Here is a 26,209-nt window from a genome sequence, read left to right as displayed (position 1 = left end):
GGGGTTGCATTTTTATATAATGGAAAAGCAATCATTGTACGATAAGGAGAGATTCGGTCATGATTTTCAAAGTGTTTTACCAAGACAACGCGGAAGAGGTGCCCGTGAGAGAAAAAACGAAAACACTCTACATTGAAGCAGAATCAGAGCGGGAAGTACGCCAAAAGCTGCAAAACCGTCCGATCAATATCGAGTATATTCAGCCGTTAGAGGGGGCGCATTTGGAGTACGAAAAGAAAAGCGCTAATTTTCAAGTATTGGAGATCTCATCATGAAACTATTAACGGATCAGCAAGTCGGTGTGTTTGCCCTCGGCGGACTGGGTGAAATCGGGAAAAATACATATGGCGTACAATTTCAAGACGAAATTATTGTGATTGACGCGGGCATCAAGTTTCCAGAAGACGAATTGCTCGGCATCGACTACGTCATCCCGGACTATTCGTATTTAGTCAAGCACGCGGAAAAAGTGAAAGGGCTGTTCATTACCCATGGGCATGAAGACCATATCGGCGGCATTCCGTATTTGCTCCGGCAGGTGAACATCCCGATTTACGGCGGCAAGCTGGCGCTCGGGCTCATCCGCAATAAACTCGAAGAGCACGGGTTGCTGCGTCAGGCAAAACTCATTGAAATTCGCGAAGAGGATGTCATTCGCTTCCAAAAAACAGCGGTCACTTTTTTCCGGACGACGCACAGCATTCCGGACAGCTACGGCATCGTCGTTAAAACGCCGGTTGGCCAAATCGTCCACACAGGAGACTTTAAATTCGACTTTACACCGGTCGGCGAACCGGCAAATTTGACAAAAATGGCAGAAATCGGGAAGGAAGGCGTGCTTTGCTTGCTCTCGGACAGCACGAACAGTGAAATTCCGCATTTCACGATGTCCGAGCGGCGCGTCGGCGAGAGCATCCACGACATTTTCCGCAAAGTGAACGGCCGGATTATTTTTGCAACGTTTGCGTCCAACATCCATCGGCTTCAACAAGTGACCGAAGCGGCGGTCGCCAACAACCGGAAAATCGCTGTCTTCGGCCGCAGCATGGAAGCGGCGATTGAAATCGGCCAAGAACTCGGTTACATCAAATGCCCAAAAGGCACGTTTGTTGACGCTAACGAAATCAACCGCCTGCCGGCCAATCGGGTGACGATTTTGTGCACCGGCAGCCAAGGCGAGCCGATGGCGGCGTTGTCGCGCATCGCCAACGGCACGCACCGGCAAATTCAAATCATCCCAGGCGACACGGTTGTTTTCTCCTCATCGCCAATTCCGGGCAACACCGTGAGCGTCAACCGGACGATCAACATGCTGTACAGAGCCGGTGCGGAAGTGATCCACGGCCCGCTTAACGACATCCATACGTCCGGCCACGGCGGGCAAGAAGAGCAAAAACTGATGATCCGGCTCATGAAGCCAAAATATTTCATGCCGATCCACGGCGAATACCGGATGCAAAAAATGCACGCCAAGCTCGCCATTGACTGCGGCGTGCCGGAGGAAAACTGCTTTATTATGGACAATGGCGAGGTGCTCGGCATCAGTGAACACGAGGCGCGCATCGTCGGCAAAATTCCGTCCGGCTCCGTTTATATTGACGGCAGCGGCGTCGGCGACATCGGCAACATCGTCTTGCGCGACCGCCGCATTTTGTCAGAGGAAGGACTCGTCATCGTTGTCGTCAGCATCAACATGAAAGAATTCAAAATCGCCGCCGGCCCGGACATTATTTCTCGCGGCTTCGTCTATATGCGTGAGTCAGGTGACTTAATCAGCGAAGCGCAAGTGTTGATCTCCAAGCATCTCGAAAAAGTGCTGGAACGGAAAACGAATCAATGGTCGGAAATTAAAAATGAAATCACCGAAACGCTCGCTCCGTTCTTGTACGAGCGGACGAGACGGCGGCCAATGATTTTGCCGATCATCATGGAAATCTAAAGAAAAAAGGGCGTCCTTGCAAAAGGATGCCCTTTTTCCGTCATCATCATGCACAGGCCGCCTGCCAGCCGTCAACCGACCACTTTTTCCTCAAACCGGTCAATGTCGCTGTCGGCGCCAATCACGACCAACACGTCGCCTTTGCGGATGATTTCCGAAGCGAGCGGGGAGACGATGACGCTTGTTCCACGCTTGATGGCGACAATGTTGATGCCGTAGCGGGCGCGGATGTCTAGCTCCAAAAGCGAATGGCCGTCAAGCCGCTCGCTCGCCACGATTTCAACGATGCTGTATTTGTCCGACAGCTCCAAATAGTCCAACACGTTGTTGGAAATCAAATTGTGGGCGATCCGCTCGCCCATATCGCGCTCCGGATGCACGATTTGGTCGGCGCCGATTTTTTTCAGCACTTTTTCGTGGTAATCGTTCGTTGCCTTGACCGTAATATGATTGACGCCAAGCTCTTTTAAAATGAGCGTCGTTAAAATGCTGGCCTGAATGTTGTCGCCAATGGCGACAATGACGTGGTCAAAGTTGCGGATGCCTAAGCTTTTCAACACATTTTCGTCCGTCGTATCACCGACGACGGCGTGTGAGGCGACCGCCGCAAATTCGTTCACCCGGTCTTCGTCAATATCGATGGCCAACACTTCCATCCCTTGTTCACTCAACGTGCGGCAAATGCTGCCGCCAAACCGCCCGAGGCCGATGACGGCAAACTGTTTCTTTTTCATCAGTGATTCCTCCATCGCTTGCCCATCATTGCTTTTTTCCTTATTCTATCAAAAAAGAAGGAGAACGAAAACGTTCTTCCGCTTCTTTTTCCTCATGCTGCCTTTTTCTAATCGGCCGGACCGCGCCTTTCCGCAAAAAAACGGGCTGCCTGCGCACACAGCCCGATGAATTTCGTCGTTAGCGAAGTTTTTCTTCAACTTTTTGGCAAATTTCTTCCGCGGTAAGCCCGCTCGCTTCAATGACCGGACCGGACGTGACGATGTTGTGAATGCCGGCAACGTTTGCATCCAAGCCGGTAATGACGCAGCAATCGCAGCCCCGGGCATCTTGTTCCCCGCCAAGCGGAACAACCTCATACCCTCTTTCTCTCAATGCCTCCTGCACGTCGGTCAGCGATTGCTCAACACCGATTTTCGCCATCACACTCCACCTCCTCATATACATAATGTGTCTTGATGGAGGTGGAACTATACTTCATTCGGCGTTCCCTTTCCATGAAAAATAATCAATTAAAAAGGCGATCGCCCGGTCAATGGCCTCTTCATTTGGGGTGAGCTTTGCATGGTGCAACCCATGGGGCGAATCCACGCCGAGCCAAAACATCAATCCCGGGATTTCCGCCAGCATATAGCCAAAATCTTCGCCGGTCATCGCCTCTTTGCAGCGAATGACGTTCATACCGGGATGCGCTTCGGCAAACCGCATAAATTCCGCTGTCAGCGCCGGATCGTTGTACACTTGGTAGTACATGGCGCCGTAATCGATCGCCGCCTCGCATTCGTAGGCCACTTCGATTCCGCGCACGATCGCCTCAATCCGCCGCTTGACCGCCTCCATAGCCGCAGGCGACAGCGTCCGGATCGTTCCCTCGAGCCGGGCATGTTCGGCGATGACGTTTTGCACTGTCCCCCCGGCAATTTTCCCGATCGTAATGACGGCGCTGTCGAGCGGATCAACGTTGCGGGCGACGATCGACTGCAGCTGAACGACGAGCGTGCAGGCAGCGACGACCATATCGTTCGCCAAATGGGGAAAGGCTGCATGTCCGCCTTTTCCTTTTAAATCGATAAACAGCTCCGATGTATTGGCAAACAACAGTCCTTCTTTCGTCGCGATAGTGCCGACCGGATATTCCGGGGCGATATGCAAGGCGACGATCATATCCGGCCTCCATTCCTGCATGATGTCGCTTTCCATCATCGGCTTCGCCCCGCCCGGCCCTTCCTCGGCCGGCTGGAAAATAAACAGCAAGTCATCTTGAATCGGATGATGTGCGAAATGGGTGAGCACGCCAAGAGCGATGCTCATATGCACATCGTGGCCGCACGCATGCATGCACCCTTCATGTTCAGAGCGGTACGGCAAACCGGTCTCCTCGCGGATCGGCAGCCCGTCTATATCGGCGCGGTAGCCAATCGTTTTTTGCGGCGATGTTCCGTTGACTTTGACAAAAATCCCGGTTTTCCATGTCCGGACTTGAAGCCGCTCTTGCGGCAGCGACCGAATATAGTGAAGCAAATATTGCTGTGTTTTAAACTCTTGAAACCCGAGCTCGGGAATTTTATGCAAGTCGCGGCGAATGGCGACAAATGGGCTGATCGCTTCCATCCTCTCTCCTCCATTGGAAAAAAGCTGCCCCGTGAGCGGACAGCTTTTTTCCCGTCATTATAACTGGCGAAGCTCTTGTTTAATTTCCGTTTTCGCTCTCGTTTGTTCGTCGATTTGCTTAATGACGCGCGCCGGCACGCCGGCGACAACGGTATACGGCGGCACATCCTCGACGACGACCGCCCCGGCGGCGACGACCGCCCCTTTGCCGACGGTGACGCCTTCCAAAATGACAGCATTCGCGCCGACAAGGACATCGTCTTCAACGATCACCGGCTTCGCCGATGGCGGCTCAATGACTCCGGCCAACACCGCTCCGGCGCCAATATGGCAGTTTTTTCCGACCGTCGCCCGGCCGCCGAGCACCGCATTCATGTCGATCATCGTTCCTTCACCGACAACCGCACCGATGTTGATGACCGCTCCCATCATGATCACGGCGTTGTCGCCGATTTCCACATGGTCGCGGATAATGGCGCCCGGCTCGATGCGCGCCTTGATTCCTTTTAAGTCCAACAGCGGAATGGCCGAGTTGCGACGGTCGTTCTCGACGACGTAGTCCTCGATTTTGTCTTGATTCGCCGCGATTGCGGCTTGAATGTCTTGCCATTCGCCAAACACGACCCCGGTGTTGCCGGTGATGAACGGTTTCGCGCTCGGGCCGAAATCGATGCCTTCGAGTTCCCCTTTTATGTATACTTTAACCGGTGTCGATTTTTTGCTGTTTTGAATAAACGAAATGATCTCATTGGCGTCCATCATCTTCATCGGCGATTTCCTCCTTCATGCTGTATTCTTTTTTACTTTAGCAAAACAAAGATGTTGGTGACAAGCATCAATTCATAAAAGTTTTCGGCCCTGATTTGGCCGCCGCAGCTGTTTATTCAATTGCTTCAATATTTCGCGGCGGGTAAAAATCCCTTCAAAATAGCCATCCTCGTTCTCAACGCACACAAACGGATGGTTAACGATGAGCCCCACCGCTTTCCAAAGCCGGTCGTCAAGCCGCAGGCGCGGAATGTTTCGGTTCATCACTTCTTCGACCTTCATCGTCTCGAGCCGTTCAAACTCGATGCGCTCCAACCCTAAAATCGCATCCATAATCATCGTCATGCCAATCAGCCCATGCAGCTTGTACGACGTATCAAGCACCGGAATCGCCGAGTAGCCGGTTTTCGTGAGGACGAGGAGCGCATGATCCAAATAATTGCCCACTTGAACGTGCGCTACTTTGTCAGCTGGAATCAAAAATGACTTGACAGTCATGTTCGCCCATTCCTCATTTGCAAATAAGCTCATACATCCGTTCCGCCTTTCTCTGTATGCATCTTCTCCTCTCCACCTGTATGATACCATAAAAAAGACTATCGCTTCCTTACAAGCGATAGCATCAGCTTTGTTTTTATCCTTCCTCGGTCAGCAGCCGGTCATACAAACGCAGCAGCTGCCGGTATCTCTGTTCATCGGCCTCTTTATCTCCGTTTTCAATATCCGCCAGCTCAGAACGGACGAGTTCCAGCGCGTACTGCTGGCTGAACATCACCTCGAGCAACAGTGACGCTTCCTCGCCCGACAGCTGAAGCGGCAGCCGCTTCCCCATCTTCATTCCCCCTTTGCCTCTTCCGCTTCCATATATATTCGCCGGCAAAGGAAAAAAGTCGTGGAAAAAAGCGTCATTTGCGGACAGGCAAAAAGGCCACCCATATGAATGGAATGGCCTTTTTTTCAATAATAGCGCAACGCCAAATAACCAATGGCAAAAATGGCGAGCAAGACAGCGAGTACGTAAGCGAGGAACACCGGGTTGCGCAAGTAGGCATGCTCCTCGACCGTTTTCGGAATCGGCCCGTCAAGCTCCCCTTGCCAACGCTGTTGGCGTCCGAGGCGAACCGTATAGACGAACCCAATGACCGCGATCAATACAGAGAGGGCGGATAACACAAAAGTTAACTGTGCCATAAGTTTCACCTCATGTTTACTTTGCCGCAATGAGGCGATTTTATGCAGTCAATAATGGGCGTCATGCTCAAACAAATAGCTGTACGACAAGTCAATAAACAAGTAATGGCGCTCATCGATCGGATACGAATACGTCCGGATCGTTTCCCCTGTTTCAATATCCGTGTATAAATCGGACAAAATCCCTCTTCGGCGCGAGCGCATGCGAATAATGTTTTCCAAAAAATACGGGCGCCAGCTCCAGTTTTTCATATAATATTGCGGCTGAAGCTCCCACCGGCCGCCGCGCTTGAACATATTGCCCGACTGCTGGAAGCCGTCCTCATCACAAACATAAATGCGGAAGCAAACATCGTCGAGCTCGCCGGCCAACAGGGAAATGAGCTCGTTAAAATCGGCGGCTTTTTTGTATTTGCCAAGCAGCGCGCTGATCCGCTGCTGAAACTGCTCAGCAATTTGATACAGCGTTTCAAGCTTTTTCTTTTCCTGCTGGATGAAGCGATGGCACTCTTGGCGGAGCAAGTCTTTCAACAAATCGCGCGGCACAACCTCTGGCGCCGGCTTGGCCAAATAATACCCTTGATAATAGCGGCCGCCATGCCGCCAAGCATACTGAAGCTGAAATGACGTTTCGATGTCCTCATACAGGAGCGTCGCTCCGATTTTGCGGGCCAACAGCGAAATCGAGTGAACGATTTCCTGGTATGCTTGATGAACGGACGTTTTCCGCAATTCACGCAAATCGATTTTTAAAATGTCAGGCGACAACACCCCGATCCGCTCCAAGTTGATGCTATGTTCAGCGATGTTGTCGACCGCCACTTTCACACCGTACGTACGGATGTATGTCAATAAATGGTTGAGCTGATCGACATCCCCTTTAAAATGTTGCTCGTTAATTTCTAATACGATGCGGCCAAGCGCCAGTCCTTTCGCCTCATAGGCAAGAAGCAGCTGCAAAAACGACTCGCCGCGATCGAGCATCAACAAATTGGCGTCGCGGTTAAAAAAAATGAGCGGCGTCTGATCCGCAAGCGCCAAAAAATAATCGAGCGCTTTTTTCGTGACCACATCGTCGACTTCGATGCGAAACTCTTCCGGAATCGTGTCATCGTGGAAAAACGGTCCGAGGCTGACCGGACCCGCCTCCGTTTGAAAGCGCCCGAGCACTTCGTATCCGACGACCCCGTGCTCGTCCGCGCTGAAAATCGGCTGGTAGTACGGAACGACTTGCGACAAATTGGCCATAACGTCTAACGCATCCATCGTGCTCACCTCATTTTTGTCGACCGTCTTTGCCTTTATTATAACATACTGTCCAACTTTTTCCCGGCATGAAAAAAGCGGCCGCCCAATGCTGGGAAACCGCTGTCTGCTTGATGTCGCGCCAAAACATAACGATGTTTTAAAAAGGCCGCCGGTTCAGCCATTGGCCGCCGTCAACTGTGATGCAAGCGCCGTTAATGTAAGCGGCTTCATCTGAAAGCAAAAACGAAGCGACCGCCGCGATTTCTTCCGGCGTCCCGAGCCGCCCGAGCGGCACGCTTTCCAACGTCATCCGCTCTGCTTCCTCTGATTCCCAAAGCCGCTCCGCCCCGCCGGTCCGCTCAATCGGCCCGGGAGCGATCGCATTGACGCGGAAGCCGTACTTTTTCCCCCATTCCACAGCAAGCGTGCGCGTCATTGCCAGCACTCCAGCCTTGGCGCTCGCTGAATGAATGACCCCGGCGCCAGCGTGCCAGGCGTACGTCGCAATAATGTTGAGGATATTTCCTTTCAGGCCACGCTGAATCCAATAGTTGCCGACTTCCCGGCTGCAGTAGAACGTGCCGTTTAACACAATGTTGATGACGCTGTTCCAGCCGTTGATCGACAACTTTTCCGCCGGGCAAATAAAGTTGCCGGCCGCATTGTTCACCAAAGCATCGATGCGGCCAAACTCCGCATCGGCCCGTCCCACCATCTCGGCGACTTGCTCCGGATTGCGCACATCCATCGGCACGGTGAGCACGCGCCCCCCATCAGGCGCAGCAATTTCTCGCTTTGCCTCTTCCAGCGCATCGGCTCTCCTTCCGGTAATGACAACGTTCGCCCCTTCGGAAACAAAACGCTTGGCCATATATTTGCCCATGCCGCTTGATCCGCCTGTCACGATCACAACTTTTCCATTCATTTTCTCTCCCCCTAACATGACTGATGACTCATTCATTTTTCATCATATCATAAAAAGGTCGAATATTCGAACATTATTTTTTCTCTACTTGTCCTCATCTTCCGTTTTTTGTTATAATAATTCTGCTTATGAAAGGACAGACGGAACGATGCACCATATGGAGACAGCAAAAATGAGCCGACGCACGTTTTTAAAAAAGCTGGCGCGCACCGGCCTAGCCGCCGCATTGGCCACAACGGCCGCGTACAGCTATGCCCGCTGGATCGAGCCGGCCTGCGTGTCTGTAACGCGCCATACATTGTCGCACCCGCTCATCCCGAAGTCGTTTGCCGGCGCAACGATGCTGCAATTCAGCGACCTTCATCTCGGTCATTACTATGGATTAAAGCGCTTTGACCAGGTGATCGATCAAATTAACAAGCTAGAGCCGGATTTGATCGTCTTCACCGGCGATCTGCTCCATGAGGCGAACCGATACCCGCACACAGAAGCGGTCGCCGAAGCGCTCGCCCGCCTTCGGGCCCCGCTTGGAAAATTCAGCGTCTACGGCAACCATGATCATGGCGGTTACGGAACAGACATTTACCGCCGGTTGATGGAGCGGGCTGGGTTTCGCGTCCTCGTCAACGAGCATGCGCTTATCCGCCGCGGCCAACACGCGATCGCCATCGCTGGCAGCGACGATATGATGCTCGGCCGTCCGGATTGGTCGAAAATGACAAATGGCATTCCGCCGGCAACGTACACGATCGCCCTCGTCCATGAACCGGACGGCGCCTTGGAAACATCCCGCCTCCCGATTCACGTGCAGCTGTCCGGCCATAGCCATGGTGGGCAAATTCAATTGCCGTTTATCGGACCGCTCATCACGCCGCCGTTGTCTGAGCGGTATTATGAAGGGTTTTACCACGTCGGTGGACTCTTGTTGTACGTCAACCGCGGCCTTGGCACAACAAGGGTGCCGCTTCGCTTCTTCGCTCCGCCGGAGTTGACCGTTTTTTCGCTTACCCCCGGATAGAAGTAGGACAAACCGGGCAACAACACCGCTTCCTATGTTATAATAGAAAGAAAAAAGGAGACATGCCGATGAAACCGGTGCAATTGACGGTCGACAATATTGCCAAAGCGATTTTTACCGTCAACCGCCATGCCAAAACAGCATTGAACCCTTCGTTTCTTTATCTTCTGAAGAAAAAAGCGATCGAGAAGCTGCTTGAGGAGGGCAAGGCGAAAAAAGTGGGCCTCCATTTTTCCCGCAATCCGAGATACAGCCAACAGCAATCCGACGTGCTTGTCGCCGTCGGCGACTACTACTTCCACATTCCTCCGACAAAGCAGGATTTCGCCGCCCTTCCGCACCTTGGCTCTCTCAACGATTCATACCGCAACCCTCCAGCTCGGATGCCGCTGTCAGAGGCAAAAGCCATTCTCATCGCCTACACCGGACTGAAGGAAAAGCCGGAACAAAAGCCGAAACGGCTGACAAGACCCGTATTTAAACGGCTCGGCGACCGCTATTAAGCGGACGCCGGTTTTTTTCAACAGTGGGCACATCTTAGCGCCGGGTCGGCAACAGGGGCATCGATGTCTCTTTTGCTTCAACCTGCTTTTTCGCCCACCCTGTCTTGCAATGAAAGTCCCCTCTCGTTTTCGCTGCACTAAGAGGCGGTGAAAAGCAACCATTTTCCCTAAATTGATGATTCTCGAGTCAACTACCCCCACTTAGCTAACGCTTGAAGTGGGGGCTTGCAACTCCCCAGAAGTACAAGCGGACTTCGTCCTCCTTCCTTGACTTGGGGTTGCATCAGGGCAGGTTGACAACTACCCAACGACGCAGGTCATGCCTGCATCGTTACCGATTCTCTCGGTGTGTCTGTTGGCAGTACTTGGCTTCCACACACAACAGACGGATCTACGCTCGATGTTTTACGGTTACAACGTTTCCTGTAACCAACTCCATACATCGAGTAGCCGTGATTGGAGTGCCTTTATTAAACGGTTTTCTCCACGCCTTTATTATATCATACACAAAAGAAAAGGGGAACGCGCATTCCTCTCCCACTTACTCCCTTTGGTCGTTGAAGTGGGAGTCTCCTGCGCGAAATAGGATAAAGAGGAGAACAATATCCGTAAGGCTTCTCCATTTGAGGAGAAACATGATTGGGCCGCCTTTCCTGTTCAATCACCGGCCTTCTAAAACAAATAAGCCAGCCGCTGTTCTGTCGGCTACGCTGAGACCCCTTTCCTCTTTATGCTTCCCCATTGTTTTTTTCGACGAATGGCATCGATCACCCCTTCGCACCGCCACCAAGCGGTAAGCGGACGGTACCAAAACGTCTCGGTCAACGCGAAGAAAAACAGCTTCACCAAATCAGAGATGCTCGGGAACTCCCGCTCAGTCCACTCTTCAAGCAAGACGGCTACTGCTGATAACAGCGAACCGTACAAAACCGAAACCGTCAGCAACAAAAGAGCGAATTCGACGTACAAGTTTCCGAGAAATAAGGAGAAAACAACGACAATATAGCCCATCAATTCAACGATCGGACCAAGAAGCTCAATGAACCAAAAATACGGCAGCGAAAGAAGGCCGATTGAGCCATATTTTGGATTGAACAGCATCGATCGATGCATCCATAAGCTTTCCAAAAGCCCGCGATGCCAGCGTCGCCGCTGCCTCCGCAAATCGCCATACGTTTCCGGTGCTTCCGTCCAGCAAACCGGGTCGGGGATGTAGATGATTTTTTTCGCCTCGTTTTTTTCCCGCGCCAGTCGATGCAGACGCACGACGAGCTCCATATCTTCGCCAACTGTATCAGCATATCCCCCTGCTTCAATCACCCAAGGCTTGGAAAAGACGCCGAACGCCCCAGACACAATCAGCAGCAAGTTGTGGCGGCTTAAGCCGAGACGGCCGAGCAAAAACGCACGCAAATATTCAATCGTTTGCATAATGACGAGCGGCCGCCGCGACAACCCAACCTGGACGATCTCACCGCGTTCAATCCGGCAGCCATTGGCGATGTGGACGCTTCCTCCAGAAGCGATGATCTCCCCGTCGGACTCAAGCATTGGTTTCATCACTTTCAAAAACGCGCGCCGCTCCAAAACCGAATCGCCGTCAATCGTGCAAATGTATGGATAGCGAGAAGCGTTGATTCCCGCGTTCAACGCATCCGCTTTCCCACCGTTTTCTTTATCCAGCACAAACAAATGGGGATAATTAAGCGACTGATAAACCGCCTTAATTTCCTTTGCGTCCAGCTGGCGGCGAATGACGCGATAGACCAGCTGCAAATGAAAATGCTCAATCAGCCGTTCAAGCGTTTTGTCAGTCGATCCATCGTTAATGACAATGACCTCGTACTCAGGATATTCAATAGCCAGCAGCGACCGCACCGAGCCGACGATGCCCGCTTCCTCATTATAAGCGGGAACAAGAATGGACACCGGTTTGGCATAGCTCGCATCGAGCAGCTCTTCATACGGCTCCCAGTCATCAAGACGATGAATGCGGCGCAAATGGATGAACGAGACAACAAGCAAAAAGGCATAAAAAAGAAGAACGATGACCATGTAAATCAGTACAATATGTCCTGCGACCCAAAGAAACGAACGCCACGCTTCCACTATCATTCTCCTCCTCCAAGCCACTGCCTCGCCATATCACGAGCATAACGATCCGATGCTGTGCGCGCCGCGGCGCGCAACGCCGTTCGGCCTCCCGGCAGACGCGCGATGGCCGCGGCGGCTTCGGAACGAACAACGAATGAACGGTCGCTAAGCCGCTCATACAGCAACGGAAGAAGCCGCTCTTCGCGGCATTTTCCCGCCAGGCGGGCAGCCATCAGCCGCTCTTGCCAATGGGAGGAGCACAACTGCTGCTTGAGCCTCTCCGCTTCAAGCGGCATGCCGATTTCCGCCATCGCCTTGAGCGCGCGAACGCGAAGTTCCGACTCATCGGATGCCAACAGCTCCAGCAAAAACGACCGCTCCTCGCGCCGGCGGATGCCGATCATATCCACGAACGCGCACTTCCCCGCCCGCGTCAGTTCATCAAATCGCTGTTCCACCTGTCGAAGCAGCCGCTCGCTCATATGGCCAAAAATAACTCGGTACGCAAACTCGGTCAATTCGTATTTCGGCTCAAGCACGTAGGTCACCACTGGGCTATAGTCAAATCGGGCAAAAATTGTCAACAGTTTTGCTTCTTCTCCTCTCGTCACCCGGTCGGAGCGGTACAATCGCTCCATCTCCGGCAACATCGCCTTCATCTGCAAATCCTCTATCAAAAACAGTGCGTTCATCCGCTCGCTCCAATCCCGACTTGACAACCAGCGGCGCAGCCATCCTTGAAAATGCTTTTCCGCCAATGTTCGGATTCTCTCCTGCACCTGTTCGCCTTTCAAGAGCGAAGCGAAATGGTCAAGGAGCTCCATCATCGCCTCACGCTCAAGCGGCGAAGACGGCAACGGCAGCTCTTCCTCTTCGCCGAGCACATGACGAAACAGCGGAAGATGGAACCGCTTTTTCAAAGCCCTGATCTCTGCCTGGCGTCTATTTTCCCTCCATTTTCGCACCACCAAATAGAGAAATAGGTTTACTAACAGTGCAAGGAAAACAATCGTTGCGGCTAAGGCAGAAAAAAGCGCCATCACTCCTCCAGCTCCTTCAACAACCGGCGCAGCCGCGCCTCAAGCTCAAGCCATTTAAACGGCTTTGTCACATATTCGTCCGCTCCTCGGTTCAGCGCATGGGCAATATCCCGCTCATCTTGGCGCGACGTCAGCATCATCACCTTGTATGGCTTTCGCTCTTGACGGAGGCGGTTCAACACCTCAAGGCCGCCCATTTTTGGCATCACCCGATCCAAAATGACGACAGATTGCCGCCCGCTTTGATAAAACGGAGATTCGAGAAACGAAAGGCCGTCGCCAAACTCGTAAATGTCCGCTTTCCTCCCCTGCTCATTGACGAGCTTGCGGACAAGATGAGCAATCATCATCCGCACGAGTTCATCGTCGTCTACGATGGCAATCGCCCATCGCCGCCGATCCGTTGATGCTTGGCTTGGGGCCTCATCCGAAGAACCGCTTTTCTCACGCGCCGCCTCTTCGATCCGATTGCCACCGCCTCGTTTCGCCGCATACAGCGCCTTGTCGGCCAGACGCAGCCAATAGTCAAGCGGCCGATCCGGTTCATCACACTCAACCAGGCCGGCGGAAAACGTACATGATAGAAGTGCGCCATCCGCCGCGATTTTTTCGGCGGCGAACTGGCGTTGCAGCCGCTCAAGCACTGCACGAGCCTCGCTTTTGGACGTTTTGGCCAGCCAAACGACAAACTCTTCGCCCCCAAAGCGAACGACGGTATCCACTCCACGTGTATGTTGGCGCAAAAAGGCAGCCAGCTTTTGCAATACCGCATCGCCTGCAAGGTGGCCGAAACGGTCATTGACTTGTTTGAAATGGTCCAAATCAAGCAACGCCAAACAGCTTGGCGCTCCGTAACGCTCGAGGTCGCTCCGAAGGCGGGTGTATACCCGCGGCAAATACTTCCGGTTATACACACCTGTCAATTCGTCAATGAGCACAAGGTCATCGATTTTTCGTTTTTTTTCAATGAGCCGGCGAACGCGAACGAACAGCTCATCTGCCGCTGGGGTGGTGATGACATCATCCGCGCCAAGCTCATAACCTTTCAACCGCCCCTCTTTGCCCTCGTCTCTCCTCACAATGACAACAGGAAGATAGGGGCGCTGTCCGGCGCGCTCAAGCAAAACCGTCAAGTCCGGATTCTCCCACTCTCCCTCCTTCACGCTGACGATGATGCAATCCGGGCTGAGACGAAACATCGACGCGGCCGCCTGCTCAAGGGAGGGAATCGTCGTGAAACGCCATGGCACGGTTTGCAGGGCGCCGCGGACGTAAGCAAAAAACAGGGGATCATTTCCACAGAGGAGAATAGCTGCTTTCGGCCCTTGGCGGTGCGAAGAGGGAATGGTGGCAGAAGCCACTTCCCCGGCTTCATAGAAGCAGCGAAGGAGAGGAACCATCTCCATCAGCGCCTCCTCCGCTGTCCATTGCCGTTCCGTTTGGCCGTTCAACCGGTGAATGAGCCGCTCTGCTTCAGCAGCGATGTCGCTAAGGCCAATCACCGCCGCCGTCCGGCCGACAGCATTGAAAAATCGGGCCAATTCCACACCGTCAAGCGGCGGTTCTGTCCTCCATCGTTCGTATTGTTCATGGATGCGGTCCAACAGTGAGGCGACAGGTCGATCCATATTCCCTCTCCTTTCGATCATCGTTCCGTTTTCCCCAACCGACTGACATCCTCCTTTTTTTCTATTACTAATATAATCGATCCAAGCAAAAAAGGTTCATCACCAAAAGTTGTACTTGCACCTGTCATGAAAGTATGTTAGCTGTTTCTAGCCGGACCCGCCATGCAAAACGCTGGATATTTCTGTATCCGTATCCCCGACGTTTCATCAGCTTGATCTTGTTATTTGTTCCCTCCATTTTCCTATTTGAATAAGGGGATAAAATGCACGATATGATTTCGTCTGTTCGTTTGACTCTTAAAATCTCAAGTACAACTTGTGGTGAAGAGCCGCAAAAAAATTAAAAGAAAAGACGCGCAACAGCCAACAATTTCCCAGCCGCATAAAAAAGCCGCTGCCTTTTTGCAACGGCTTTGTTCAATACAAAAAGTCCAATAGGCGTCGGTCAGCTAAATTCGTGTCAACCGGGCAGACTTCTGCATCACGCCCGTACTGCCACACCCAGACATTCGCGCTGCAAGGCGGGGCAGCCGGCTGATAGCGCGGCGCTTTCTGCTCTTTCGTCGTTCCCGGCCTTGGTGCGGCGCTCCAAATGACCGCCTGCACCGCCACTTGGTTGTTCCGGCTGACCGCCTCGCAATAGGCAACGGCGAAATCCCCTTTCGTCGGGTCCGCGTACAGCCCCGGCCGGTATCCGGTCGGATAGAGCGTTTCCACCCAAGCAGCGATCCAAGCGGCATCCACAGCGAAAAAGTCTTCGATGTTGGCAAACAGCAGTTTATTTTTCGGAATGCCGAGCCGCCGCGCATGGAACACCGCGTTGCGCGCCGCCACCTGACCGTTCGCATAGCCGACCGCTTCGCGGAAGGCGTTATAAATCGGCAGCACTTTCACCCCATAGTTGCGAATGCGGGCGATCTCCTCCCGCGTCAATCCTTCCGATACGTTCGGCACCTCGACCAAATAGCGGCCCCAAAACTTCGGGTAGCCGAGCTCGGTTCGCACGCACTGAAACAGCTGATCCGTGACCACCTGCGCGGAATCGACTCCCCAAATGCCTCTTACCATCCTTCCCCCTCCTTTGCGGTCACGCTGCCATAGTTATGTATATGAGGGGGAGCGCTTGTTTTATACGGCTACCGGCGGCGCTTCCGTTCCTCTTCCGTCCAATCGCCTTTCAACAACTGAAACCAGCCGTTGCGCTTAAACCAGACGAACATCGTCATGCCGATCACCGCCATGGCAGCCAATACAACAAAGTATCCGTACTTCCAGTGCAATTCAGGCATATAATCAAAGTTCATCCCATAAATGCCGGCAATAAAGGAGAGCGGCATGAAAATGGTCGTAATGGCTGTAAATGTCATCATAATATTGTTCATTCGATTCGAGTTGAGCGATAAATAGCTGTCGCGGATATCCGCGGTAATTTCTCGGTTTGTCTCAATCATTTCCGACAGCTTCAGCAAATGATCATAAATGTCATGAAAGTACAGCTGCCGTTCTTTCATGCGCTGCAGCCGGTCGGAATGGATGATGCGGTACAACAAGTCGCGCATCGGCACGATCGTTCGGCGCAGCTTCGATAAATCACCGCGGATGTCAAACACTTTTTCAATAATGTCGTGAATCGGTTCATTGTTCGTATTCTCCTCTAAATCGTTCAGCACGTCTTCAATATGGTAAAGCGGTGGAAAATAATCATCCACAAGCTTGTCGATCAGCCGGTACATGACGTGAAACGGCCCCTGCTGAACATCTTCTTCATGCTTCAATCGCTCCCACACCTCATCGACCGCGTGAATGGCCGACTTATGAAACGAAACGATGAAATTTTGCCCGACAAACAAATCGACTTCCTCAGCCTCCAGCGTCATCCCGGCAATGGCATGAAGCACAACAAACAAGTAGCGGTCATAAAAATCGAGCTTCGGCCGCTGCACATATTCGAGACAGTCTTCAATCGCCAGTGGGTGAAAACGGAAAAAGGAGGCGAGCAGCGCCGATTCCTCATCCGTCGGCTCATGAAAGTCAACCCAATACCATGAGACGTCCGGGCTGTTGACAAGCGTTACGTCAACATCATACAAAATCTCAAATTCTTTTGTCACGACACACGTGCGAATCATCGCCATCACCTTTGCCTTGTTCTCCTCTTATCATAACCGAAAAACTGTTAAGTCCCAACAAAAAACGGGTATAAAAATCATGTAGAGAAAAAATTGACAAAAAATATTTATCTAAATTTTCTTTACATTAGCATCAAAAACGACGATAATATAAGAAAGGGAACTGTTTCGTTCCCATATGGGAGGGACTGAATCATGTACGAAAAACAATACCCGAATGAAGGCGCCGTTTTGTTCAACCAGCCGGAAGAAAAAAGCAGCTACGGGCCGATGGCCGAACAAGTGCTGAAAGAAGCGATCTTCCAGTTTCAAAGAAAAAAACTGATGGAACAAATTGATGAAGCGCTCGCGGCCGGCAACAAGCCGTTGTTTTTCAAGCTTTCCGCCCAATATAACGACCTGTTGAAAAAATACGGCGCGTAAAAGGAGCGAACGAAGTTGGAAAGTGAATCGTCGATGACCAAGTGAGCCCCATTTCCGTTTGTGGGAACAATCCGGACGGAAAGGGGCTCATTTTTGTTTTTTCGTTTTCCTCGCCAATGGTACAATAGAAACAAAAAAGAAAGGTGGACAACCGTGAAACACCTCATTCAACCACGTGTTCAAGCCATTCAGTTATCAGGCATCCGCCAATTTTTCAACCTTGTCGCCGACCGGCCGGGACTTGTTTCCTTGACGATCGGCCAGCCGGATTTTCCAACTCCCGAACATGTGAAAGCAGCCGCTCAAGAAGCCATCGCGGCGGATTTTACAACGTACACGGCAAACGCTGGCCTAATTGAGCTGCGCGAGGCGGCTTGCCAATTCGTCGCTGACAAGTACGGCCTTCGCTACACGCCAGACGAAGTCATCGCCACCGTCGGCGCCAGCCAGGCGCTTGATATTGCGTTTCGCACCATTTTAGAGGAAGGAACAGAGGTGCTCCTTCCCGCGCCGGTCTACCCCGGCTATGAACCGCTCATCCGCCTGTGCGGGGCGAGGCCGGTGTATATTGACACAAAACAAAACGGCTTTCGTCTGTCGGCCGAGCTGATCGCGCCTTATATAACAGACAGGACGCGCTGCCTCGTGTTGCCGTATCCGTCCAATCCGACAGGAACGACGCTGCCGGGCGAAACGCTCGAAGAGATCGCGGCGCTCATGAAAGGGCGGCCAATTTGGATCGTATCCGACGAAATTTACAGCGAACTCGTCTATCGCGGCCGCCATCGTTCGATCGCCGAATGGCTGCCCGAGCAGACGATCGTCATCAATGGCTTAAGCAAATCGCACTCGATGACCGGCTGGCGCATCGGATTTGTCTTCGCCCCGTCGTTTGTGATTGAACAGATGGTGAAGGTGCACCAATACAGCGTCTCATGCACCTCGTCGATCAGTCAAAAGGCGGCCATTGAGGCGCTGACCGCCGGCAAACATGACGCCGAGGCAATGCGCGCCGCCTATGCGGAACGGCTCGAGTACGCTTACAACCGCCTAACCGCGATGGGGCTGCCGGTCGAAAAACCGGACGGGGCATTTTACTTGTTTCCATCGATCGCCGCCTTTGGCATGCCATCGTTTGACTTTGCCCTCGATGTCGTTGAAAAAGCCGGTGTCGCCCTCGTCCCCGGCAGCGCCTTCTCCGAATACGGCGAAGGCCATGTCCGCCTGTCGTATGCTTATTCGCTCGATGTCCTGAAAGAAGGGCTTGACCGTCTTGAGCGGTATATCGACAAAAAGGCGGCAAGTGCACGCTGATGGCGCCCCTTAAGACCGGAGCAAGACAGGCTTTCGCTTTTTTGCGCCGGGTTAACTCAAAAGCCGTCTGTCCTTCCGTAAAATACAAGATTGAAAAAGGGGCTGACCGAAAACAAGAGTGTGTTTTCGGGTCAGCCCCTTTGTTGCTCACGGCACCAACAGCAGTTTGCCGCTCGTTTTTCGCCCTTGCAGCAGGCGGTGCACCTCGGCCGCGCGCTCGAGCGGATAGACGCCCCCGATGGTCAACTCAAGGCTTCCATCCCGCACCCAAGCGAGCAGATCGCGCAAGCTTCGTTCATATAGCGCCCGTTTTCGCATGACTTGCGGCAAGAAAAAGCCAACGACCGACCAGTTTTTTGCCATCAAACGGACCGGATTGAGGCGCGTCATCTCCCCGCTCGCCGCCCCGTATACAACCAAGCGGCCGAACGGGGCAAGGCAGTCGAGCGTTTGATGGAACACATCGCCGCCCGCCATTTCCAAGGCGACATCGACGCCGCGTCCATCTGTTGCCTCCATCACTTCCGCCGCCCAGCCGTCCTTTGTATAATCGATCGTGACGTCGGCGCCGAGCCGCGCGGCTAACGCTCGCTTTTCCTCCGTGCTGGCGGTGGCGATCACCGTTTTCGCCCCGAACCGTTTCGCCAGCTGCACAGCGAGCGTGCCAACGCCGCCAGCGGCAGCGTGCACAAGCACGGTTTCCCCTTCCTCCAGCCGCCCCATTGTCGTCAAAATATGATAGGCGCTTAACCCTTGCACGGGCAGAGCCGCCGCCCGGCGGACGTCCAACCCGTCCGGCAGCGGCACGACCGCGCGTTCGTCAACCGCCACAAACTCGGCATAACCGCCTGATTCAATCAACGCGACAACCCGCTGGCCCGGGCGGATGGCTTCCACATCCGGACCGACTTCGCGGACGATGCCGGCCACCTCGGTGCCGGGCACGAACGGAAGCGGCGTCGGCACAACGTAGCGCCCTTCCCGCCTCGCTGTATCGGCGTAGTTCACACCGATCGCCTCAGCTTCAATCACCACTTGCCGTCCCGATGGCAACGGGCGCTCAGCCTCTTTTACTTGCAGCACTTCCGGACCGCCGTACTCAGCAAATTGCACGATTTTCACTGTTCATTCCCCTCTTTCGTCATCTTCATTTGCACGATATCGCGCACTTCCGCCGCCAACGGCCCTGGCTCGAGTTTCGGAATGACGGAAAGCGCTCCGTGCCGGTTGATGTAGTCGATCTCCTTTTCGAGGCCATAAGCCACCATCCAACGTCCGACCCGCGAGGCGGACAACACTTCTTTTGCCTTCTCCTCGCTTGCGTATTGCCGGTAAAACAGCCAAGCAGCCATCGCGCTGTCGGACAGCTCCGCCGCGGCGATCCCCTGCTCGACTAGACAATGGACAAAATATCCGGCGCCATAAAAGTCCTCCAAGCAAAAACGCCCGGATGAACCGGCGCAAATGGCGATAACGGTCTCTTCTTTGTGCGAACGGCCAATATGTTCGCTGACCGCCGGGCTGTTCAGCAAGCTCGCCGCATAGACCGCGCGGGCCGGCATTGCCTTGCGGAGCGCCACGGTGCCGTTTGTCGTCGACAAAACGACCGTTTTCTCCGGGCATACCGTCTGCAAAAACAGCGGCGCGGGCGGATGAAAGCCGGCGATCGTCCTTCCTTCGCTTTCCCCGACAAGCTCATAGCTCCCGCCAGGCAATCGGCGTCCGACTTGCTCCGCTTCGGCAGCGTTGTACACCGGAATGACGGAGCGGGCGCCCGCCGCCAACGCCGCAGTGATCGATGATGTGGCGAGCAAAATATCGAACACAACGGCGACCTTGGCATCGGCGAGCGCAGTTTCATCAATGTCTTCTTTGCGCAGCACGACATGCACTTTTGTCATCACGCCGCCTCACCGTCCTGTCGCCAGCTGCCATGCATGCTCAATGAGCGCTTCGACAAACTGGCCAAAATGGCGAAACCGCTCATCGTTCGTCTGTCCGCGGCGGTAGCGGTAATAAATTTGCTGGCAGATCACGGCCAATTTAAAGTAGGCAAACGTCAAATACACGTGCATATTCGAAACGTCCCGACCGCTTTTTTCGGCATAGGCGGCGATAAATTGTTCGCGCGTATAAAAACCGGGACGGACGGTGACCGGCGCGCGGCCAAACCCACTTTTAATGAGTGGAGGATCGTCTTCCTCAATCCAATAACTCATGGCCACCGCCAAATCGGCAAGCGGATCCCCGACCGTCGACATCTCCCAATCAAACAGCCCAACCATTTTGGTGATGTCGTCTTTGGCAAACAAAGCGTTATTCAGCTTAAAGTCGTAATGGATGACCGTCGCTTCGCGCTGCGGCGGAATATGGGACGCCAGCCATTTCATAAGCGCTTCGGCCTCCGGGATATCATCCGTTTTCGCCCGTTCGTAACGTTGGATCCAGCCGTGCACTTGCCGCTCCATAAATCCTTCCGGCTTCACCATCTGCACGAGCCGTGTTTTCGTATAGTCAATTTGATGAATTTGTACAAGCGTTTCGACCATCGTCTCGGAAATGCCGCGGCAGACGTCTTCCGTCGGATGAATGTCATCTGGAAAATCACTGTCAATCACAACACCATGGCGCCGTTCCATGACGAAAAACGGGCTGCCAATCACAGACTCATCTTCACAAAAATAAAACGGCTTCGGCGCTAGCGGGAAGAGCGGATGAATTTCCGCAAGCCACGTGCTCTCCCGCTTCATATCGTGCGCTTTCGGCGGCACCGGGCCGAACGGCGGCCGGCGCAGCACCGCCTCCCACTCCCCACAGCGGAGCAAATAGGTCAAATTCGACCGGCCGGCGGAAAATTGCTGGATCTCGAGCTCCCCATCCGGCATGTCCGGCAGCACCGTGCGCAAAAATTGCCCCAGCTTTTCAGCCGGCAATTCCTCCCCTTTGCGCACCGGAATGATGGCAGTCATCTCCCTCTCCCCCCTTGTAAACGCATTTATATAGATGCAATTTGAAGCTTTACCATTTGCAACTTTTACCGAGTATTTGATCGACTGTCGGGCGACCGAACAGCGCCGCTTCCAGACCCATTATATGGGTCTGGGAAGCAGGCGGTTGTTCGGTCCTTCGTCACGCCAAGGCGTGACGGAGAAGCCTGTGGCTTTCCTCCGACAGTCGAAAAAGGGGCAAACCGCTTTTCCTCAGGGATATGTTAAACTTCTTCGTTGCATCTATATAGCTTGGTCTACGAGACGCGCGGCCCGCTCATTCCGTCAAGCAAAATGGTCACCATTTGCTTCGCCACCTCGGCATCCGTCAGCTCGCCATCCGGGCGAAACCATTGATAGCTCCAGTTGGCTGCCCCAAGAACGGTAAGCGTGGCGATCGATGGCGACAAATCGCAGCGCAGTTCACCGCTTTTCATTCCTTCCTCAATCAACGACTGCAGCCGATAGCGGAACAAATCGCGCTTTTCTTTTACTTTCTGTAAATGCTCTTCATTCAAATGCTTCATTTCACGAAAAAAAATACGCGCTTCCCGTCCCTGCCGTTCGACATTATGGATGAGCATGAAGACGATGTCATACAGTCGTTCCCGCACCGAGCGCTGTGTATCGCTTATAATCCGCTCCTCTTCGTCCAGCAGCCATTCAATGTAGCGAAGGTGAATATCCATCAACAGTTCTTCTTTGCTTGTAAAATAGTAATAAAACGTCCCTTTTGTCACCCCGAGGGCGTCAACGATGTCTTGGATCGATGTTTCGCTGAAGCCGTTTTGTTCAAACAGCTCAATGCTGGCAGCCATAATTTTCTCCTTCACGTTTTTACACCTCTTGCCTAAAATGTAGTCGCTGCCAGCTATTGTACCATAAAACGCCCAAGCCCGCTTCCGACTTGGCCGAAAGGCGCGCCGTTATTGCGAGCGAGATGCTTCTTCGCGCAAGGCGCGGCGCAAAATTTTGCCGACGTTCGTTTTCGGCAGTTCAGTGCGGAACTCGATGATGCGCGGCACTTTGTACGCCGCTAAGTTTTTCCGGCAGTGGGCGAGAATGTCTTCTTCACTCGCCTGTTGTCCGTCTTTTAACACAATGATCGCCTTCACCGTTTCACCCCGGTATGGATCCGGAACACCGATCGCCGCCGCCTCTCTCACCGCTGGATGTTCGTACAACACCTCTTCAATTTCACGCGGATAAATGTTATAACCGCCGGCGATGATCAAATCTTTTTTCCGGTCGACAATCGTCACATACCCTTCCTCGTCAATCGAAGCCAAATCGCCAGTGTACAGCCAGCCATCGCGCAGCGCCGCCGCCGTTTCCTCGGGCATGTTCCAATACCCTTTCATCACTTGCGGCCCGCGGATGATGAGCTCGCCGACTTCTCCTGGCGGCAATTCCTGCGTGCCGGTCGCCACGTCGACGACTTTGTACTCCGTCAACGGCATGCCGATGCCGACCGTACCTGGCTTGCGCGCCGCAAACGGCGGGTTGCAATGCGTCACCGGCGACGCTTCGGACAATCCGTACCCTTCAAGGACGACCGCCCCAGTTTTCGATTCAAAATCGCGCATCAATTCAAGCGGCATCGGCGCGCTGCCGCTGTTGCACGTTTTGATGCTGCTGATGCCGTACTGTTCGACGCCCGGCGTATTGGTAATCGCGACATACATCGTCGGCACACCTGGAAACACGGTCGGTTGCTTGTCGCGAATCGTCTCGAGCACTTCTTTCAGCTCAAAGCGCGGCAGCAAAATGTTTTCCGCCCCCTGGTAAATGGCCAAGTTCATTCCCGACGTCATCGCGAACACATGGAACAACGGGATGACGGTTAAATACCGCTCTTTGCCGAGCTCAAACGTTCCTTTGAAAAACTCGGCGCATTGCAGGACGTTGGCGAAAATGTTGCGGTGGGTGAGCATCGCCCCTTTGGAGCGCCCCGTCGTTCCTCCCGTATATTGCAATACAGCGACGTCGTGCATCGGCTCGATCGGCACCGGGCGCACCACTCCGCTTCCTGCGGCAAGAAATTTGTCAAACGTGACATCTCCTTCCGCGAGCGCAACGGACGGCGGCGCGCCAAGGCTGACGGTGACCGCCTGCTCGACGGCTGTTTCCCCTCTGACGGCGGCGAGGCGCGGATAAAGCGGTTCATAAATGACAATCATCTTGGCGCCGGAATCTTTGAGCAAATAGGCAAGTTCGCGCTCAACAAGCATCGGGTTCACTTGGGTGACGATAGCGCCCGCCTGCAAAATGCCGTAATAGGCGATGACATATTGCGGGCAGTTCGGCAGCATAATCGCGACGCGGTCCCCTTTTTGTACGCCGCGCGCCTGCAGGCTTGAGGCAAAGCGGTTGACCGCGGCCGCGAGCTCGGCATAGGTGATCGTCTTATCGTAAAATGTCAACGCCGGCTGGGAGCCGAATTCCCTCGCCCGTTCCTGGAGCACATCGCATACCGTTTTGTCTGGAATATCGATGTAAAACGACACATGCTCCGGATAAAAAGGCAAAGCCCGTTTTTCGCTCATTTCGTCTCCCCCTTTTCTCGTTAAATGCCGGTCGCATGGCTGCCGCCGTCAACGACTAACAGCGCACCGGTGACAAACGCAGACGCCGGCGAGGCGAGAAACAGAACGGCGCCTTTTAAGTCATCCTCGCCGCCAAAGCGGCCAAGCGGCGTATGCTCGAGCACTTTTTGCCCCACTTGCTCGAGGACAACTCTTGACATTTTCGTCGGGAAAAAGCCCGGCGCCACCGCATTGACGCGAATGCCGTGCTTCCCCCATTTTGCTGCTAGGTCCCTCGTAAACGTAATGACCGCCCCTTTGCTCGTGTTGTAGCCGATCGTATTTAAAATGTCCGGGTGCGTGCCGCCAAGGCCGGCGACGGAAGCGATGTTGATGATGGCGCCGCCCGATTGCTTCTCAATCATCACCTTGCCGGCCGCCTGGCTCATGAGAAACGTGCCGGTTACATTGACGTTCATCACCTTTTGCCATGCTTCAAGCGGCATCTCTTCGACCGGCGCTCCCCACGTCGCTCCGCTGTTGTTCACCAAAATATCGATGCCGCCAAACTCCTTCACCGTCGTTTCGACGACATGTTGGACATCATCCGGGTTCGTCACATCACACTTTAGCGCCAATGAACGGACGCCCAGCTGTTCCAACTTTTCTTTCACTTGCTCGCACGCCTCCACTTTGCGCGAGCAGACGACAACGTTCGCCCCCGCTTCGGCGAGGCCGACGGCGATTTGCTCGCCGAGCCCGCGCCCGCCGCCGGTGACGATGGCGGTTTTTCCTTCGATTTTAAACAAGTCCAACACATGCATAAACGCCACTTCCTCTCCCTTTATTGTTCATATGGACGCAACTCAAGCTTGGCTACTTGCTCTTTATGCACCTCATCCGGCCCGTCGGCCAACCGGAGCGTGCGCGAGTTCGCCCACATGGCAGCAAGCGGAAAATCGTTGCTCACCCCGGCGGCTCCGAACGCCTGAATGGCGCGGTCGATCACTTTTAAGGCGACATTCGGAGCGACAACTTTAATCATGGCAATTTCTTTGCGCGCCGCTTTGTTGCCGACCGTATCCATCATGTACGCTGCCTTCATTGTCAACAGGCGCGCTTGCTCGATCTCAATGCGCGACTGAGCGATCCAATCGCGAATGACGCCATGGTCCGCAAGCCGCTTGCCGAACGCCACCCGCGACTGCACGCGCCGGCACATAAGCTCAAGCGCCCGCTCCGCCGCTCCAATCAAGCGCATGCAATGATGGATCCGCCCCGGACCGAGCCGCCCTTGGGCGATGGCAAATCCTTTCCCTTCGCCCCAAATGATGTTTTCTTTCGGCACCCGCACGTTGTCATACGTAATCTCCGCATGCCCGTGCGGCGCATGGTCAAAGCCGAACACCGGCAGCATCCGTTCGATTTTCACGCCCGGCGTATCAAGCGGAACGATGATCATCGACTGCTGCTCATGTTTTGGCGCATCGGGGTTCGTTTTTCCCATCACGATGGCGACTTTGCAGCGCGGGTCGCCGGCGCCAGACGACCACCATTTCCGTCCGGTGATGACATACTCATCGCCGTCGCGAACGATCGAAGCGCGAATGTTCGTCGCATCGCTCGACGCGACATCCGGCTCCGTCATCGAAAAGCACGAGCGGATTTCTCCGTTCAAGAGCGGGATGAGCCACTTTTTCTTTTGCTCCTCTGTGCCATAGCGGACGAGCACTTCCATATTGCCCGTATCGGGCGCATTGCAGTTGAACACTTCCGGGGCGATGAGCGAACGGCCCATAATTTCGCAAAGCGGCGCGTATTCGACGTTCGTTAAGCCGGCTCCGTATTCGCTGTCCGGCAAAAACAAGTTCCAGAGCCCTTCTTTTTTCGCTTTTTCCTTCAGCTCTTCGATGATGGGCGGCACCCCTGACCATCTTGACTCTTGGGCGTTCAGCTGCTCCTCATACACCCTTTCGTTCGGATAAATGTACTCTTCCATGAAAGCGCTTAATTTTTTGATCAACTCTTGGACTTTCGGCGAATAGGAAAAGTCCATGTCATCCCCTCCCTGTATACTAACCGGTTAGTATGTGCTCTTTATTTCTACTATACCTCGACCAAAAGAAATATTCAA

27 protein-coding genes and 1 pseudogene are annotated in these 26,209 nt (G+C 53.7%); 6 read left to right on the top strand and 22 right to left on the bottom strand.

The window, feature by feature from the left end; all coding sequences use genetic code 11:
• Nucleotides 1-59: 59 nt before the first annotated feature.
• Nucleotides 60-275 carry a DNA-dependent RNA polymerase subunit epsilon gene (locus ETC02_RS00205; RefSeq protein WP_033008480.1) on the top strand — a complete coding sequence of 72 codons (216 nt, stop codon included), beginning with the start codon at nt 60-62 and terminating at the stop codon, nt 273-275.
• Complete coding sequence (gene rnjA / locus ETC02_RS00200) at nt 272-1,939, top strand: ribonuclease J1 (RefSeq protein ID WP_171697955.1); 1,668 nt, start codon at nt 272-274, stop codon at nt 1,937-1,939. The genes ETC02_RS00205 and rnjA overlap by 4 nt, the downstream gene beginning before the upstream one ends.
• 71 nt (nt 1,940-2,010) lie before the next feature.
• Here rnjA and ETC02_RS00195 read toward each other — a convergent pair whose 3' ends face one another.
• The 9 genes from ETC02_RS00195 to fadH all read right to left on the bottom strand — a co-directional run bounded on the left by ETC02_RS00195 (nt 2,011) and on the right by fadH (nt 8,414).
• Entirely contained in the window at nt 2,011-2,673 is a 663-nt protein-coding gene (locus tag ETC02_RS00195; RefSeq protein ID WP_050368461.1) for a potassium channel family protein, read from the bottom strand.
• A gap of 178 nt (nt 2,674-2,851) precedes the next feature.
• Nucleotides 2,852-3,094 (bottom strand): YkuS family protein, encoded by a 243-nt coding sequence (locus tag ETC02_RS00190; RefSeq protein ID WP_033008477.1) that lies wholly within the window; start codon nt 3,092-3,094, stop codon nt 2,852-2,854.
• Nucleotides 3,095-3,148: 54 nt separating this feature from the next.
• The gene (locus ETC02_RS00185) at nt 3,149-4,282 is read right to left on the bottom strand and encodes an N-acetyldiaminopimelate deacetylase (protein ID WP_033008475.1); all 1,134 of its coding nucleotides are present in this window, start codon (nt 4,280-4,282) and stop codon (nt 3,149-3,151) included.
• Nucleotides 4,283-4,339: 57 nt separating this feature from the next.
• Complete coding sequence (gene dapD / locus ETC02_RS00180; RefSeq protein ID WP_033008474.1) at nt 4,340-5,050, bottom strand: 2,3,4,5-tetrahydropyridine-2,6-dicarboxylate N-acetyltransferase; 711 nt, start codon at nt 5,048-5,050, stop codon at nt 4,340-4,342.
• A gap of 72 nt (nt 5,051-5,122) precedes the next feature.
• Nucleotides 5,123-5,581, bottom strand: a complete 459-nt coding sequence (cbpB, locus tag ETC02_RS00175; protein ID WP_033008473.1) for a cyclic-di-AMP-binding protein CbpB — start codon at nt 5,579-5,581, stop codon at nt 5,123-5,125.
• A 103-nt stretch (nt 5,582-5,684) separates the two neighbouring features.
• Nucleotides 5,685-5,882 carry an antirepressor AbbA gene (gene abbA, locus ETC02_RS00170; RefSeq protein ID WP_033008471.1) on the bottom strand — a complete coding sequence of 66 codons (198 nt, stop codon included), beginning with the start codon at nt 5,880-5,882 and terminating at the stop codon, nt 5,685-5,687.
• 125 nt (nt 5,883-6,007) lie between these two features.
• Nucleotides 6,008-6,241 carry a hypothetical protein gene (locus tag ETC02_RS00165; RefSeq protein ID WP_011230546.1) on the bottom strand — a complete coding sequence of 78 codons (234 nt, stop codon included), beginning with the start codon at nt 6,239-6,241 and terminating at the stop codon, nt 6,008-6,010.
• Nucleotides 6,242-6,289: 48 nt separating this feature from the next.
• Entirely contained in the window at nt 6,290-7,507 is a 1,218-nt protein-coding gene (locus ETC02_RS00160) for an EAL domain-containing protein (RefSeq protein ID WP_171697954.1), read from the bottom strand.
• Between the two features lie 139 nt (nt 7,508-7,646).
• The gene (fadH, locus tag ETC02_RS00155; RefSeq protein ID WP_050368775.1) at nt 7,647-8,414 is read right to left on the bottom strand and encodes a 2,4-dienoyl-CoA reductase; all 768 of its coding nucleotides are present in this window, start codon (nt 8,412-8,414) and stop codon (nt 7,647-7,649) included.
• 148 nt (nt 8,415-8,562) lie between these two features.
• On the opposite strand from fadH, the gene ETC02_RS00150 reads away from it, so the two are divergent.
• The gene (locus tag ETC02_RS00150; RefSeq protein WP_050368460.1) at nt 8,563-9,432 is read left to right on the top strand and encodes a metallophosphoesterase; all 870 of its coding nucleotides are present in this window, start codon (nt 8,563-8,565) and stop codon (nt 9,430-9,432) included.
• Between the two features lie 68 nt (nt 9,433-9,500).
• Nucleotides 9,501-9,935, top strand: coding sequence for a YkyB family protein (locus ETC02_RS00145; protein WP_014195334.1), 435 nt, complete (start codon nt 9,501-9,503; stop codon nt 9,933-9,935).
• A gap of 705 nt (nt 9,936-10,640) precedes the next feature.
• On the opposite strand, the gene ETC02_RS00140 is transcribed toward ETC02_RS00145, so the two are convergent.
• The 6 genes and pseudogenes from ETC02_RS00140 to corA all read right to left on the bottom strand — a co-directional run bounded on the left by ETC02_RS00140 (nt 10,641) and on the right by corA (nt 16,832).
• The gene (locus ETC02_RS00140) at nt 10,641-12,050 is read right to left on the bottom strand and encodes a glycosyltransferase family 2 protein (RefSeq protein ID WP_063211122.1); all 1,410 of its coding nucleotides are present in this window, start codon (nt 12,048-12,050) and stop codon (nt 10,641-10,643) included.
• Nucleotides 12,047-12,949: a HEAT repeat domain-containing protein gene (locus tag ETC02_RS00135; protein WP_235607739.1), complete on the bottom strand. Its 903-nt coding sequence runs from the start codon at nt 12,947-12,949 to the stop codon at nt 12,047-12,049. The genes ETC02_RS00140 and ETC02_RS00135 overlap by 4 nt, the downstream gene beginning before the upstream one ends.
• 119 nt (nt 12,950-13,068) lie before the next feature.
• Entirely contained in the window at nt 13,069-14,697 is a 1,629-nt protein-coding gene (locus ETC02_RS00130) for a diguanylate cyclase (RefSeq protein ID WP_063211120.1), read from the bottom strand.
• Between the two features lie 124 nt (nt 14,698-14,821).
• Nucleotides 14,822-14,995: pseudogene (locus ETC02_RS00125) on the bottom strand (transposase); the annotation flags it as partial.
• A 119-nt stretch (nt 14,996-15,114) separates the two neighbouring features.
• Nucleotides 15,115-15,765, bottom strand: a complete 651-nt coding sequence (locus tag ETC02_RS00120; protein WP_050368457.1) for a glycoside hydrolase domain-containing protein — start codon at nt 15,763-15,765, stop codon at nt 15,115-15,117.
• Between the two features lie 68 nt (nt 15,766-15,833).
• Nucleotides 15,834-16,832, bottom strand: a complete 999-nt coding sequence (corA, locus tag ETC02_RS00115; RefSeq protein ID WP_063211118.1) for a magnesium/cobalt transporter CorA — start codon at nt 16,830-16,832, stop codon at nt 15,834-15,836.
• Between the two features lie 189 nt (nt 16,833-17,021).
• Between corA and ETC02_RS00110 the strand changes: the two genes are divergently transcribed.
• Together ETC02_RS00110 and ETC02_RS00105 are read left to right on the top strand one after the other, a co-directional pair.
• A complete protein-coding gene (locus tag ETC02_RS00110) occupies nt 17,022-17,249 on the top strand; it encodes an IDEAL domain-containing protein (protein WP_011230536.1) in 228 nt (75 codons plus the stop codon).
• Nucleotides 17,250-17,402: 153 nt separating this feature from the next.
• Nucleotides 17,403-18,563, top strand: a complete 1,161-nt coding sequence (locus ETC02_RS00105; protein WP_063211239.1) for an aminotransferase A — start codon at nt 17,403-17,405, stop codon at nt 18,561-18,563.
• A 147-nt stretch (nt 18,564-18,710) separates the two neighbouring features.
• Here the strand turns inward: ETC02_RS00105 and ETC02_RS00100 are convergent, their stop codons facing one another.
• The 7 genes from ETC02_RS00100 to ETC02_RS00070 all read right to left on the bottom strand — a co-directional run bounded on the left by ETC02_RS00100 (nt 18,711) and on the right by ETC02_RS00070 (nt 26,131).
• Nucleotides 18,711-19,685 carry a quinone oxidoreductase family protein gene (locus tag ETC02_RS00100; RefSeq protein WP_047818064.1) on the bottom strand — a complete coding sequence of 325 codons (975 nt, stop codon included), beginning with the start codon at nt 19,683-19,685 and terminating at the stop codon, nt 18,711-18,713.
• Nucleotides 19,682-20,464, bottom strand: a complete 783-nt coding sequence (locus tag ETC02_RS00095; protein ID WP_047818063.1) for a 2-phosphosulfolactate phosphatase — start codon at nt 20,462-20,464, stop codon at nt 19,682-19,684. The genes ETC02_RS00100 and ETC02_RS00095 overlap by 4 nt, the downstream gene beginning before the upstream one ends.
• 9 nt (nt 20,465-20,473) lie before the next feature.
• Nucleotides 20,474-21,532 carry a phosphotransferase family protein gene (locus ETC02_RS00090; protein WP_050368455.1) on the bottom strand — a complete coding sequence of 353 codons (1,059 nt, stop codon included), beginning with the start codon at nt 21,530-21,532 and terminating at the stop codon, nt 20,474-20,476.
• 275 nt (nt 21,533-21,807) lie between these two features.
• Nucleotides 21,808-22,383: a TetR/AcrR family transcriptional regulator gene (locus ETC02_RS00085; protein WP_050368454.1), complete on the bottom strand. Its 576-nt coding sequence runs from the start codon at nt 22,381-22,383 to the stop codon at nt 21,808-21,810.
• A gap of 93 nt (nt 22,384-22,476) precedes the next feature.
• Complete coding sequence (locus ETC02_RS00080; protein WP_063211116.1) at nt 22,477-24,096, bottom strand: long-chain-fatty-acid--CoA ligase; 1,620 nt, start codon at nt 24,094-24,096, stop codon at nt 22,477-22,479.
• Nucleotides 24,097-24,116: 20 nt separating this feature from the next.
• The gene (locus ETC02_RS00075) at nt 24,117-24,899 is read right to left on the bottom strand and encodes an SDR family oxidoreductase (RefSeq protein WP_063211114.1); all 783 of its coding nucleotides are present in this window, start codon (nt 24,897-24,899) and stop codon (nt 24,117-24,119) included.
• A gap of 20 nt (nt 24,900-24,919) precedes the next feature.
• The gene (locus ETC02_RS00070; protein WP_063211112.1) at nt 24,920-26,131 is read right to left on the bottom strand and encodes an acyl-CoA dehydrogenase; all 1,212 of its coding nucleotides are present in this window, start codon (nt 26,129-26,131) and stop codon (nt 24,920-24,922) included.
• Between the last annotated feature and the right edge of the window lie 78 nt (nt 26,132-26,209).

Origin of the sequence: Geobacillus sp. DSP4a (assembly GCF_013096875.1) — a bacterium.
In the GTDB taxonomy this organism is placed as follows: Bacteria; Bacillota; Bacilli; order Bacillales; family Anoxybacillaceae; genus Geobacillus; species Geobacillus thermophilus.
This window is presented reverse-complemented; position numbering and strand designations above follow the sequence as displayed.